Consider the following 13,158-nt stretch of genomic DNA (forward strand, 5'->3'; position numbering starts at 1 on the left):
TTCCCAACATGTGCTCGATTTAGTAGTCGATTTCATCAGTCCATGTAACATGAACAAGATTATGAATGGCGCCGAAGAGCAAAAAGCACCGCCGTCACGCGGCTCAAATATAGCAAAACAGTTAATGGCGCTGGCTATTGCGGCTCTATTCCTGTGGTTGTCATTTAAAGATGCAAACTTTGGAAAAATCTGGGAGCTTGCCAAACAAGCCAAGCCAGAATTTCTATTCTGGGTTTTCGCCACAGCAGTTATCAGCCACCTGCTCAGGGCATGGCGCTGGATTTTTCTGCTGAAACCTCTGACCGATAAAAAAATCAGCCTTTTCAACTCATTTTGTGCCGTCATTTATGGATATGCAATCAACATTGTCATTCCGCGTGGCGGCGAAGTAGCCAGACTGATCTCCATCAGCAAGAGCGAGAACCTGCCATGGATGGGCGTCTTGCCCACAATGTTCATCGACCGATTGCTCGATATTGCCATGCTGGGCTGCCTTTTGGGCATGACTCTGACCCAGCTGCCGAAACAAATTCTGGACAAAGCGCCCCTCCTTATTCCAGGCGGTATTGCCATTACGATTTGCAGCATAGCGGGTCTGTTGTCACTGCCCCTTGCTTCGCAGATGATCCGCTGGTTCGCCAATTTACCTGCGATTAAGCAGCGGCTTTCGCCTAAACTGGCTCAGACATTTGAAAATCTTGCCACTCAATTCAGTGTCGGCACTAAGTCATTGACAGATCCGGCAGCCTATCCAGCCATTGCCATCATGACGGTGCTTATCTGGTTTTTCTATTGGGTCAACTACTACTGCATGGTCTTTGCGCTTGGTCTAGAGTCTCGCGTTTCGGCTATGCAATGCCTGGTCGTTTTCACAATCGGCTCATTTGGTGTGCTGATTCCAACCCCGGGCAATGTTGGCAGCTTTCACTACCTGGTCAGCCAGGCCATGCAATTCACATGCGGGCTGGACGAGAATCAATCACTGGCGTTTGCCACCGTGCTGCACTTCTTCTGCGCCATCCTGGCTATCTGCGCTACGGCCGCGGCATGCTGGATATGGCAACAGTCCCGTCCGAAGAACCGATAACTTAACACCAAACCGGCGAACCGCATCAATTCATATTGCACTTTCCGGTCGAGCCGAATTGCACCTTTCCAAACCTACTTTCTAAGTTAGAGTAGGTAAGGAGAGCACACTCATTACCAGGGTCACTGATTGTCTGGGATCAACGAAACGCTTAAGGAAATAGAGCGCCCCAAGCGTGCGCTTGTATTGTCTGGCGGCGGAGCACGCGGCGCCTACGAAGTTGGCGTGCTCAAGGCGTTGCGCGAGCAGGGGATAGAATACGATCTAGCCTTTGGCACTAGCATTGGTGGCATCAACGCTGCTTTCTACGTGCAGGGAAAAATCGACCGCATGGAGGAATTGTGGACCTCTCTCAAAGCAACAGACATCTTTCGATTTCCAAACATCGAGCAAATCAGAAGCATCATACGAGGCAGTCGCTGGGGGTTGTTTGACACAAACCCGCTAGAAGAATTGCTTTACCGCGAAATGAACCTGGATCAATTCAAAAATAGCCCGACCAGGGTAGGCTTTCTCACAACTGATTTGTGCACGCTTGAGACGCGGATGGTGACAAGCGATGATATCAATTCGCACAAAGAATTGATCGATATACTGATGGCATCTTCAGCATTGCCGATTCTGTTCCCGGCTCGCACTCTCTTTGGAGAGGGATTTTGGATTGATGGCGGTCTGGTGCGTAACACGCCCATTCAAACCGCGATCAACATGGGGGCGAAGGAGATACACATCGTCCTTGTCGAGGCGGAAAATGACGGGGTCTGCCCGAGCAACATGGTGCAAGTGCTGGCTCGCTGCGCCGATATTCTTCTTTATGCGTCGGCTCGCGACGGTATCAGACTGGTGCATGAATACAACAAACTCGTGCATTCAGGACAGTTCGACAATGCAGAAGCAGAAATAGAACCGCTCGTTATCAAAGTTTTCCAACCAAGCGGCAAAGTAAATACGGGAATCCTGGGAATCGATCCTCTACGCTCAGTGCGATTGATTGAACAGGGATATTTCGAAGCGATGTCACTTCTGGCGCTTGTCTGATGCTTTGCAGGAGAACAGTTTGAGTTGTTTCCAGGCAAAAACTGATTCCTATGTTGACGCAAAATGGCTTTCAACAAAATTCATCGCATCACTTCTGGCTGGCGCTCTTGTAGTGGCGGCGTCAGCAACAAATGTACAGGGCAAGCCAGTTTCAGCCCCTGGAGAAAAGCCCACAACGCAGACAAACAAGGACAAATTACAAACGAAATCACAAAAGCGAACCTACGGGCTGGGCATACAATTGCAATGCACCGAAAGAACAGAGCCTGTCGACAAGTCTTACGACCGCATCAAAGAAATCGCTGAAATATCTTACACACAAAGATCGTGGGATGAATGGCTCAATAAGCGCTCCATCAGCTTTGAAGAAGTTCCGCTGGCTCGCTCTAAAGGCTTGAAGATTTATGCGGCACTGGATCTTCTCTCGTACGACGATCCCCGCGCTCACCTGATTTTAGCCAACAAGAAATTCGGTCTATTTGCAGATCCGAAAGTCAAGGCGGACTATCTGGCGCTGGTCCAGGAGATTGCGGTCAGATGCAAACCAGAATACTTCATCCTGCTTGTAGAAGCCAATCTCTACAAAGACAAGAATCCGGCTGATTATGAGGCTTTTCGAAAGATATACCCCGAGGCTGTAGCGCTTGTAAAAAGATACAGTCCTGCTACTCAAGTTGGAGTCAGTATCACATATGGTGACCACAACAACCGCGATCGAATCGATGCCGAGGACGATCTCTACTTTCAAAAGTGCGTTACTGACTTCGACGAGAGAAGTGACCTGCTGCCGGTTTCTACCTATCCATTTTTCTATTTAAGCCCTGAGCAAATTCCGCTCGATTTTCTAAGCCGCATGGCCAGCTTCTCCAGGAAACCACTCTTTCTAACCGAAACGAGTTGGGTTAGTGAATCGTTCGACCTGACAGCGCCAAAAGGGATCAACGTGACATTCAAAAGCAGCCCCGATGCCCAATGCCGGTACTATCAAAAGATAGCCGCCTGTGCCGACTATGCTCTTTCACAAAAGCGAAAAATAGAGGCAATCAACTTCATTTCGTTGAACGATCCACGCCCGCTCTCAGTCGCTATTTTCAAAGTTGTAAACAGACAGTTCGCCTGGTTTTGCTCCCTGGCTGTCAGCGAAAATTCAGGCAAGCCAAAACCAGCCTTCCAGTTCATGAAAGCGTGGAAGGCGCAGTGAGTTCAGCTCGACAGCAATCGAGAATGACCAACTCCGAAACTAATATAAAGATAAAAGTTGGTCATTTTAGACCGTAAAGCAGCGCTGGATAAGCTTTTGCCGTGAACAAACGACTATTCTTTCCGTCTAAAAAAGGGGTACATTGGAATAGTAGGCATTCACTGGGCGAATGACCAAGGAGTAAGAAAAAATATGAAAACCAGCAATCCAGCATTCAGGGAAAAAACCTGGACGAGTGCGGAGCCTGATTCAAGCGGAGCAGTGATGACGCTGAACGGCACGGCAATCAAAGGTGGCGTTCTCGGCGCACTGCTGGTCGCAAGCGCGGCTTATCCATGGCACATGTTCTTCACGAGCAACGCTTCCACTTCGGCCCTCATGCCGTTCATCTTGATTGGCGGTATCGGCGGCTTTATCACCGCCATGATCACAATCTTCAATCAGAAAGCGGCACCAATTACGGCACCAATCTACGCCATACTCGAAGGTCTTGCACTGGGTGGCATCTCAGCGATGTATGAGTATCAATATCCGGGAGTGGCTATTCAGGGCATCGCACTCAGCTTCGCAGTTCTGGGTGCATTCTTGCTTGCCTTTTCAACCAAACTGGTGAGACCGTCTCAGAACTTCATGCAAGCCGTCGTCATGGCGACTTTCGGCATCGCTCTCTATTACCTGGTGGCAATGGTAATGTCGATGTTCGGCATGCACGCTCCGATGATGTGGGATTCAGGTTGGCTGAGCATCGGATTCAGCTTGTTCGTTGTAACTATCGCCGCATTGAACCTCTTTATCGACTTCAACTTCATTGAAGCAAATGTTGAAAACGGTGCTCCAAAATACATGGAGTGGTATGGTGCTTTCGGTTTGATGCTGACAATGGTTTGGCTCTATCTGGAAGTCTTGAGACTGCTGTCGAAATTGCGTAGTCGCTAAGCAAGAGCCATCTATACACGAGCCATCTATACGATGGACCAAAGCCTGAAAGTATAAGCCTGTGGACCTCACAGGCTTTGCCATATCCGGTCAACTTCGAGTTTAGTGTCTGAATCCAGCAGTGGAAGCCATTCCTGGCGTGCTTATCTTTCGATCGGCCTTACTTGAAGGTAATTGAATAGATGCGGGTCGAGTGCCAACTGGTGAGGGGTCATTGTCACTGAATTAATTACATCGGAGTAAGGGGTGGAGAATTAGTAAGGCTCCTTTTACTTTCTGGACTTTCTGACAGCTTTGATCGGCTGGCAAACCAGACAGAAGTGCGACGAACGACCGGCAATTTTCACTCTTTCAATCTCACTCTTACAGACCCGGCAAGGCAGCCCCTCGCGCCCGTAAACACCGGCTTTGTTTTGATAATTTCCGTTCACGCCTTCGCTGTCTCGATAATCTGAGAGCGTAGAACCGCGATGCTTAATGGCTCGCTTAAGCACTTTTTGAATTTCATTGGCGAGTTTGTCCAGCTCAGCGCGCTTCACTGTTCCTGCAGGTCTGAGCGGGTTGATACCAGCCTGATAGAGCGACTCGTCTGCATAAATGTTGCCGATACCGGCAATTAAACGCTGATCTAACAAGGCAGTCTTGACCGGTTGTTTCTTACCGTCAAAGAGACTGGCTAGAATCTCCCCCGACATCTGATCAAGCGGCTCTACGCCCAACTCACCGAGTGTAGGAATAACATCAACGAACGTTTTTCCAGGCGGAACATACCAGAGCCTTCCAAACACTCGCATATCTTCAAAACGAAGTTCTCTGCCGTCTTTCAAACCCATGCGTACGCGCAAGAAACGACTCGGCTGCTGCAAATCTTTGACCACCATGAGCCGACCGGACATGCGCAGATGACAGGCCAGACCGGCGCCTCGGTCAAGGTTGATGAGAATATATTTGCCGCGCCTGGTCACACTTTCGAAGCGGTGCCCGGCAAGCTGATCGATAAATTCTTCAACTTCAGGATAGCCAATCGAGTCGTCGCGAAGCACGTCCACTTCTGACACAAAGGAGCCGGGCAATTGCAGTTGCAACCCGCGACAAACAGTCTCGACCTCAGGCAACTCAGGCAAATCGTCACCTCGTCAAGCGTAAAAGAATGCCACAGCAAGAATGCAGTATACGGCTAAAAGTTGAACGCCTTCCAACCAATTGCACTCACCGTCTGTCGCAACGAAGGACAAAATAATCACCGAGATTACAACCGACAGCACTTCGAATTCGCTAAAGCGCAAATCCATAGGCTGCCCAATCAATACACTGAGAAAAACGATCACTGGCGCAACGAAAAGAGCTATCTGTGCGCCCGAACCAAGAGCAATGTTGATGGACAGATCCATCTTATTTTTAAGAGCCATAATCACAGCTGTACTGTGTTCGGCGGCGTTGCCCACAATGGCGACAAGAATAATTCCAACAAAAAGTCGTGAGATGTGAAGTGAGTGAGCCGCTTCCTCAACAGCGTGCACCAGGTATTCGCTCAAGACTGCCACCAACACTGTAGCAACCAGCAGTACCACGATCGATTTATTGACGCTCCAGGGATTTTCGCCCTCATCCATGGCGTCCAGATTGGCGGAAGCAGTGTAAAGACTGGCATGAGTCTTCAAACTGAAAACAAGACTCAATATGTATGTCGTGAACAAAATCAAAGAGATGGCCATGGCGAGATTTACTTCATCGCCTGGATCGATATGCGCGGCGAAGTGAAAAACCGCCGGAACAACAAGACTGATTGCGCCAAGAGCGAGCAACGTCGCAGACGTAGTGGCTGCGGTGCGATTGAAGGTTTGATTGTTGTACTTCAGCCCGCCTGCCAAGATGCTACCGCCCAGCACGAGCAAAATGTTTCCGATAATCGATCCGGTGATCGATGCCTTCACTACATCAACAAGACCGTGTCGCAAACCGGCAAAGGCAATAATAAGTTCGCAGGCGTTGCCAAAGGTGGCATTTAAAAGCCCGCCCAGACCGGTGCCAACTCTGTCACTCAAATACTCAGTGGCCTTACCCATAAGACCGGCAAGCGGAATAATTCCCAGACAGGCCGTGACAAATATGATGGTCGGCGGCATGCCCATATGAGCCCCGATAATGGGCACGGGAATGAAGATAATGAACACGTTCAAGATCGTGTCAGCTGTGAGTTTCATTGATTCCTAGTCTAAGCACCGCATGCTTTCGCTACCCTTGAATGGTTCGATTGCTGTCTTTTCTACTTGCCCATTTAGCTCAGCAACTTACGCGCTGTTTTTGAAAAGCATCGCTTCAAATTCCAGCTAAGTTTAATGCATTGCATATATCCAAATTGTGCTTCAAAGTTTTTCCGCAAAAACTAATCACCCGCAAGAGGTGTAATTAAAGCGCCGCCAAGTTAGGATCAGTACTCTATAGCCAGAAGCACAGCGGACCCCTCAGTGAAACAGACAGCAGGCACACTTCTTTATCGATTCAAGAAGAAAAATCTTGAAGTCCTGCTCGTTCATCCCTCCGGCAACTACAACAAAAAGTCTCCCTGGAGCATTCCGAAAGGACTGCCTGATGAGGGTGAAGATCTGGAAGATGCCGCTCGCCGCGAAACTGAAGAAGAAACTGGTGTCACGCCTGGTGACCTGGAAACACTTGGCTACGTCGAATACACCAAGAGCCGCAAGCGAGTGCATTGTTTTGCCGGACCATCGCCGAAAGACGCAGCTCCCAGTTGCACCTCATGGGAAGTAGATCGCGCTGAATTCGTGGTCATGGAAGACGCAAAAAAGATCATTCATCCAGACCAGTTTCCGCTTCTCTTGCGTCTAGAGGATCTGCTTAATGAGGAACGTCCTCGGAAGTCGAAAAAGTAGCTAAACGACGCGCCTTTCAGCAGTTCTAAACAGCGTTTTTGTTGTAAGAAAAAATTTACCGCGATTGCAGTGTATCTACCCAAGATATACAGAGGATGACTCGGTTACCATTACACCAACAGTTAAGTTTTGTACTGGCCCTAGAGGCCCAAGGAGGAACGATGATGGCTGTAAAGTCGGTTGAAAAACCGACCATGGAGTGTGAAACAGAGCACTTCCTGATGGCGCAACGTCAGTTGGACGAGATCGCTTTAGAAATGGGTCTAGACCCAGAGTTGCATGAAAGACTGCGTTATCCGAAAAGAGCGCTGATTGTTACCGTGCCGGTCCGCATGGACGACGGAACAGTTAAGTCGTTTACGGGTTACAGAGTTCACCATGACGTCACTCTAGGACCAGCCAAAGGCGGTCTCAGATATCATCCTGAGGTCAATTTGGGCGAAGTTTCCTGCCTGGCCATGTTGATGACATGGAAGTGTGCGCTGATGGGGCTGCCTTATGGTGGCGCCAAAGGTGGCATCCGCGTCGAGCCATGGAAACTGTCGCAAGGTGAGTTAGAAAGACTGACCCGCCGGTACACTTCCGAAATCATCAATCTGCTCGGACCAGACAAAGACATTCCAGCACCTGATATGTACACGAACGAGCAGACGATGGCTTGGATCATGGATACATACAGCATCAACGTCGGTCACACGGTGCCCAGCGTGGTGACCGGGAAACCAGTTTCAATCGGCGGTTCCTTCGGACGCCATGAGGCAACCGGCCGCGGAGTCGCTTTCTGCGTGCGTCGCGCCGTTGACCACTTCGGCATCAAAGCCAAAACCCCTTCAGTAGTAGTGCAGGGCTTCGGTAATGTCGGCGCTATAACCGCCAAACTGCTCCATGCATCAGGTTACAAAGTCATCGCCGTCTCCGATGTGCATGGTGGCATCTATAATCCTGATGGATTGGACATTCCGCGACTGCTCGCCTATGTCACAGAGATGGGCAAGGTGGAAGGATTCACAGGCAGCAAGACAATCAGCAACACCGATATGCTCGAACTCGAGTGCGATGTGCTGGTGCCTGCGGCTCTGGGAAATCAAATCACCAAAGCCAATGTCGACCGCCTGCGCTGCAAGATTGTCGTTGAAGGCGCCAACGGTCCAACCAGCCCTGAAGCCGACCTTGCTCTGCACCAGAAAGGCATTCCCGTTATACCCGACATTCTCGCCAATGCCGGCGGCGTAACCGTCAGCTATTTCGAGTGGGTACAGGGGTTGATGCACTTGTTCTGGACCGAAGACGAAGTCAACAGCCGCCTCGAACAAATCATGGGCAGAGCTTGTGACCAGGTTCTCGAGCTCAGCACAAAATCAGGCTTACGCCCGAGAATGGCAGCGCTGAGAATCGGCGTGTCAAAATTGGCAGAAGCGAAAAAACTTCGCGGACTCTATCCGTAGAGAACATCAGAAAACGGGGGCAAACAAGCCCCCGTTTTTTTCTCTATGGAGCTGCCGATAAATGCGGTAGAGAATTGCTCTGGCGTGGAAGAGTGTATTAGCCCAATTTAATGGGCGACTGGCAGAATCGGAAGACAGCAAAACATGTTTAATACCGGCAAATCATCTCAATCTCCAAGAAACGTACGTCTTCCAAAGCAATCGGCGATGCCGAGCTATGGCGACATCCAATTTTTGATGCAAGAGGCAAACAAGATCCTTGGTCGTTGGGTGGAACTGCCTTATTCGGCCAGTGACCGCAAACAGGAATACATTCTCTCGGTCAAATATGACAATCGAGAAGAAGACCCGAACTGGTCATTGTTCCAGGTCACTAATGCCGGTCAATCAGCAATCTGGAATTACGCCAGCCGCGACTTGAGTCTGATTGCCAACTTGATCATGACCAGTTCAGGCGGCGACCAACTGGAAGATGTAATTCCCTCCAGCGCACTTATGGGGAAAGCCGGCGAGTCGCAAATGAGCGGAACAACCGGCGGCATGGGACAGACCCCTACACAAGTGAGCAGCGGTAGCGGCATCACTTTCGACCCACCCCGACCCGGTGCTAAAGCTACTCTGGAAGGAGATCTGAAAAATCTCCAGGTACCGAACTTGCTGCAATCAATCAATCTCGCCAAAATGACAGGCCGACTTGATGTACGCAGTCGCACAGAGAATTCAGAGATTTACTTTCAAGACGGCATTCCCCTGCATGGTGTGCTCAAAGATTTGAAAGGTGACAACGCCCTGATTGAATTGATCACATGGGCAAACGGAGAGTTTCGCTTCTGGCCGGATGAGCGAACCAACGAGCGAACCATCAACAAACGACTGGATTCGATGCTGATGGAAGGCGTTGCTCTGCTCGACCAGAACAAATACCTGGAAACTGCTGGTCTGAAACTGGAATCATGCCTGGTGAAAAAGAACGCCATGATTTCTGAAGAAGAATTTGCAGCGCGCGTCGCCAAAGGCGCTCCCATCGGTCTTGAGCAACAGCTCGATTTCTATGAATTGATAGACAACCGCAATACACTGTTCGATCTGTTGCGCAATCGGCCGATGAGCAAAGTTGACTGGGTGCCAATTCTCTTCAATCTTGTCAGCTGCGGACTGGTGCAAATCACTGACCAGGCGCCACAACAAAACCGATTGGCTACATTGAAGGCTCTCGGCGTTGACGAAGCAGCTGTTCAGGGCGTACTGAAAAACCTGCTGCGACCTGAAACAGGAATCCTCAGCTATCCTGCCTTCATTTACTTGTTGGACCAGGAGTATCTACGATACGAATACTTCAACCTGCCCTTCTCACTTTTGGTCTTCTCTATTGGCCAGCGAAAAGGCGGGCCGGATGGACTTGTAGAAGCGTTACAAATGTTGGCAGTGCGCCGAGCAATGCAAAGAATTTCTCTCGTTAAGAGACAAGTCGATATGCTCGGACATTACGAAACATTCGACTACGCGATGCTTCTGCCCAACACCAACTCCACCGCCGCAAGCGCACTGGCAAATAGAATTGCTGACGTTTTACGCGAAGCACCTCTATCGTCAGATATGGACTCACGCAGTCTGGCACTGGCATTCGGGGTAGCTACAGTTCCTGAAGACTGTCAGGAATTAGATAAAGTTCTAATTGCCGCCCGTAAAGCACGAGACAAAGCAAAATTCTCCCAGCAGCGAGTTGTGCTTGCCCGCGAAATCATGGCGCAGTCTTGATAAAATCTGCTTGACATTAGGGTCAGCACAATTAGAATATTATTCGCGCATGACTTCAGCATGCCTCCAGATTTCTAGTGCCCGGGGTAAATGCCCTGAGACAAACTATTGCAATGATGGAAAAACGAATGCAAAATGCATTTGGTAGCCGAACGCATGGGTGGCAATGAGCGTTAATCCGTTTCACAGCGTAATGACATCGAGAGCAGCATTTGATGCGGGTCAGCGTCAATCTGATGTCGTAAGCAATCTTAATCTGAATGACATTTCTGGTGAGCCGCCGCTTTCACAAAGTCGCGAGCAAAATCTGGCTCTAAAAGTCAAAGCACCACCACTGACGCCTACGACGCTCGACCTGGGTGGAAATACTTACGGCTCCGGTTCATCTGAAGTGAACAGCGCCGGAGTTCTCAAAAGTTACGCCGGCATATTCGGTCGCTCACAGAGCGAGCCCGCCGCGTACAGCCACGCCGATCAACAAGGACTGCATGATGCAGCGGTGAAGACAGATGGCGGCAAACCGGTCGAAACACTCTCCTTCAACCCACCAGAATTTTCGACTATAAAGGCTGCTAAAACGGTTGAAGCGGCGCGACCAGACGAGACACAAGCAGCAAAACGCACTCCTTCTCTCTCATTTGGAGAGTTTCAAGCAATTCAAAGAGAAACAGGCGACAAGTTTGCCAACGCTTCCTACGACCTTTCGATCAAACACAGTGATGGCGGCAGCGTTTTCAGGCACCGATACACGGCCGATGACTTCACGACCTGCACTTTGAGCAGCAAAGATGGTTCAATGAGCGCCGTGGTGACAGACAAGTACGCCAGACCGACTCTGCAAGAAGATATCGGAACCGACGGCAAAAGCACAGTGACGCGCTTCGCTTATAACGACGAAGGCGGTCGCAAAGCGATGTTCGCATCCCGCAAAGAAGTGACTGATCCTGATGGCACAGTCAAGACCTTCAACTACGATCGTTTTGGCAAAGTGCTGCAAGCTTAGTTTGAGCAGCGATGCCAGACCTTACTAAACAATTCCAGCGAACGACAGTGACGCTGATTCGCGGCGACATCACGCGGCAGGAAGCCGATGCTATCGTCAACGCGGCCAATTCAGGCTTGCGCGGCGGCGGCGGAGTAGACGGCGCTATTCACCGAGCTGGTGGACCTGCGATCATGGAAGAATGCGACCAGATTCGACGAATGGAAGGCGGCTGCCAACCAGGTCATGCCGTCATCACTGGTGGTGGCAAACTGAAATGTCAATATGTCATCCACACAGTCGGACCCAAGTACCGAGACGGCCGCGTAGACGAGCCGAAGATTTTGCGTAATGCATACCGAAGTTCTCTTGAGCTCGCCAACACTTACGAACTCAAGAGTATTGCCATTCCATCTATCGGTACCGGTGCATATGGATATCCGCTAGAGGAAGCCGCCGAAATAGCACTAGACACAGTGCATGAATTTTGCCAAACTGATACTACGCTTAGTGACATAAGATTTGTGCTTTTCGACCAATTTTCATACGACGCCTTCGCGGAAAAATTTGCTAAGTTGTCCTAGGTAGTCCAGCCCGCTGCTGTACTTAAGCAAGCCCAAGTCGGAGTCGTGCGTGACATCTCAGCCTCAGATGATTCGCAAAATCATTCATGTCGACATGGATGCATTTTTCGCCTCGGTCGAGCAGCGTGATCAGCCCAAATATCGGGGCAAGCCGGTAGTAGTCGGAGGCACGCCAGATCAAAGAGGCGTGGTAGCAGCAGCAAGCTATGAAGCACGCGAATATGGCATTCACTCAGCCATGCCCGCGCGCACCGCTCTGCAAAAATGTCCGCATCTAATCTTCGTTCGCCCACGCTTCGACGTCTACAAAGAGATCTCAGACAAAATCAGAGAGATCTTTCATCGCTTTACAGATCTGGTCGAGCCGCTCTCTCTTGATGAAGCCTACCTGGACGTAACTGAAAACAAAGTCGGAGTTCCATCAGCGACACTGATCGCTAAAGAGATAAAGAAGAACATATTCGAAGAAACGCAATTGACTGCATCTGCAGGAGTGTCAATAAACAAATTCCTCGCAAAAACGGCATCAGCAGTCAATAAACCAAACGGTCTCTTTCTGATTCCACCCGATCAGGCAGAATCATTTGTAGAAAAACTAGCAATCGAAAAATTTTACGGCATCGGTCATGTCACCGCAGAAAAGATGCACAACGCGGGGGTCTTTACTGGAGCAGACCTGAAGCGTTGGAGCGAGCCGGATTTGATCAATCGCTTCGGCAAAGTAGGCAGTTTCTATTTCAATATAGTCAGAGGATGCGACGATCGACCGGTTATTCCAAATAGGATTCGCAAATCATTGGGTGCAGAGGAGAGCTATGCAGAAGACCTGGTGGAGCGGCAATCGGTAATCGAAGCGCTTCAAGAAATCGCCGAAACATTGAAGCGAAGAATCGACAACAGCGAAACAAGCGGCCGAACATTGACGTTGAAAGTCAAATATGGCGACTATCAACAGGTAACGCGCAGCCGCACCATGACTGCGTCTATACAGACTGTTGATGAGATAATGAAACTGGCGCTCGAACTTTTGGACTCGACTGAAATAGAACAAAGACATGTGAGACTGCTTGGTCTTGCTCTCTCAAATCTCGACTGTGAGCGTGAGGAGTCAGAGTACGTGCAACTAATGATCGACTTCAAATACTGACAAACCATGGACCGCACGCATCTCGCGTGCCTTGGTGCACTCAATCATGGAACGCACGCAGCTCGCGTGCTTCGGTGCCCGCGGGA

General features: G+C 49.9%; 12 protein-coding genes. 10 read left to right on the forward strand and 2 right to left on the reverse strand.

The window, feature by feature from the left end; translation table 11 throughout:
- The first annotated feature begins 49 nt into the window (after window positions 1-49).
- From EKK48_14240 to EKK48_14255, 4 genes are all read left to right on the forward strand, one after another.
- A complete protein-coding gene (locus EKK48_14240) occupies window positions 50-1,087 on the forward strand; it encodes a flippase-like domain-containing protein (protein ID RTL41520.1) in 1,038 nt (345 codons plus the stop codon).
- 129 nt (window positions 1,088-1,216) lie between these two features.
- Entirely contained in the window at window positions 1,217-2,125 is a 909-nt protein-coding gene (locus tag EKK48_14245; GenBank protein RTL41521.1) for a patatin-like phospholipase family protein, read from the forward strand.
- A gap of 19 nt (window positions 2,126-2,144) precedes the next feature.
- Window positions 2,145-3,326 (forward strand): hypothetical protein, encoded by a 1,182-nt coding sequence (locus EKK48_14250; GenBank protein ID RTL41522.1) that lies wholly within the window; start codon window positions 2,145-2,147, stop codon window positions 3,324-3,326.
- A gap of 192 nt (window positions 3,327-3,518) precedes the next feature.
- Entirely contained in the window at window positions 3,519-4,262 is a 744-nt protein-coding gene (locus EKK48_14255) for a Bax inhibitor-1/YccA family protein (protein RTL41523.1), read from the forward strand.
- 269 nt (window positions 4,263-4,531) lie between these two features.
- On the opposite strand, the gene EKK48_14260 is transcribed toward EKK48_14255, so the two are convergent.
- Window positions 4,532-5,386, reverse strand: a complete 855-nt coding sequence (locus EKK48_14260) for a bifunctional DNA-formamidopyrimidine glycosylase/DNA-(apurinic or apyrimidinic site) lyase (protein ID RTL41524.1) — start codon at window positions 5,384-5,386, stop codon at window positions 4,532-4,534.
- A 12-nt stretch (window positions 5,387-5,398) separates the two neighbouring features.
- Window positions 5,399-6,466: a calcium/proton exchanger gene (gene cax / locus EKK48_14265; protein RTL41525.1), complete on the reverse strand. Its 1,068-nt coding sequence runs from the start codon at window positions 6,464-6,466 to the stop codon at window positions 5,399-5,401.
- 237 nt (window positions 6,467-6,703) lie between these two features.
- Between cax and EKK48_14270 the strand changes: the two genes are divergently transcribed.
- From EKK48_14270 to EKK48_14295, 6 genes are all read left to right on the forward strand, one after another.
- Window positions 6,704-7,156: an NUDIX domain-containing protein gene (locus EKK48_14270; protein RTL41526.1), complete on the forward strand. Its 453-nt coding sequence runs from the start codon at window positions 6,704-6,706 to the stop codon at window positions 7,154-7,156.
- A gap of 221 nt (window positions 7,157-7,377) precedes the next feature.
- Window positions 7,378-8,601, forward strand: coding sequence for a Glu/Leu/Phe/Val dehydrogenase (locus EKK48_14275; protein RTL41552.1), 1,224 nt, complete (start codon window positions 7,378-7,380; stop codon window positions 8,599-8,601).
- A gap of 144 nt (window positions 8,602-8,745) precedes the next feature.
- Window positions 8,746-10,359 (forward strand): DUF4388 domain-containing protein, encoded by a 1,614-nt coding sequence (locus EKK48_14280; protein ID RTL41527.1) that lies wholly within the window; start codon window positions 8,746-8,748, stop codon window positions 10,357-10,359.
- 166 nt (window positions 10,360-10,525) lie between these two features.
- Entirely contained in the window at window positions 10,526-11,362 is an 837-nt protein-coding gene (locus EKK48_14285; GenBank protein RTL41528.1) for a hypothetical protein, read from the forward strand.
- Window positions 11,363-11,373: 11 nt separating this feature from the next.
- Window positions 11,374-11,925, forward strand: coding sequence for an O-acetyl-ADP-ribose deacetylase (locus tag EKK48_14290; GenBank protein RTL41529.1), 552 nt, complete (start codon window positions 11,374-11,376; stop codon window positions 11,923-11,925).
- Between the two features lie 70 nt (window positions 11,926-11,995).
- Window positions 11,996-13,072 (forward strand): DNA polymerase IV, encoded by a 1,077-nt coding sequence (locus EKK48_14295; GenBank protein ID RTL41553.1) that lies wholly within the window; start codon window positions 11,996-11,998, stop codon window positions 13,070-13,072.
- Window positions 13,073-13,158: the final 86 nt, after the last annotated feature.

This window comes from Candidatus Melainabacteria bacterium (assembly GCA_003963305.1).
Taxonomy (GTDB): domain Bacteria; phylum Cyanobacteriota; class Vampirovibrionia; order Obscuribacterales; family Obscuribacteraceae; genus PALSA-1081.

Excerpts from the sequence above, each read along its gene's own strand:
- EKK48_14275 (RTL41552.1), top strand. The coding sequence starts at position 7,378 with ATGGCGCAACGTCAGTTGGACGAGATCGCTTTAGAAATGGGTCTAGAC.
- EKK48_14290 (RTL41529.1), top strand. The coding sequence starts at position 11,374 with ATGCCAGACCTTACTAAACAATTCCAGCGAACGACAGTGACGCTGATT.
- EKK48_14285 (RTL41528.1), top strand. The coding sequence starts at position 10,526 with ATGAGCGTTAATCCGTTTCACAGCGTAATGACATCGAGAGCAGCATTT.
- EKK48_14255 (RTL41523.1), top strand. The coding sequence starts at position 3,519 with ATGAAAACCAGCAATCCAGCATTCAGGGAAAAAACCTGGACGAGTGCG.
- EKK48_14240 (RTL41520.1), top strand. The coding sequence starts at position 50 with ATGAACAAGATTATGAATGGCGCCGAAGAGCAAAAAGCACCGCCGTCA.
- EKK48_14280 (RTL41527.1), top strand. The coding sequence starts at position 8,746 with ATGTTTAATACCGGCAAATCATCTCAATCTCCAAGAAACGTACGTCTT.
- cax (RTL41525.1), bottom strand. The coding sequence starts at position 6,466 with ATGAAACTCACAGCTGACACGATCTTGAACGTGTTCATTATCTTCATT.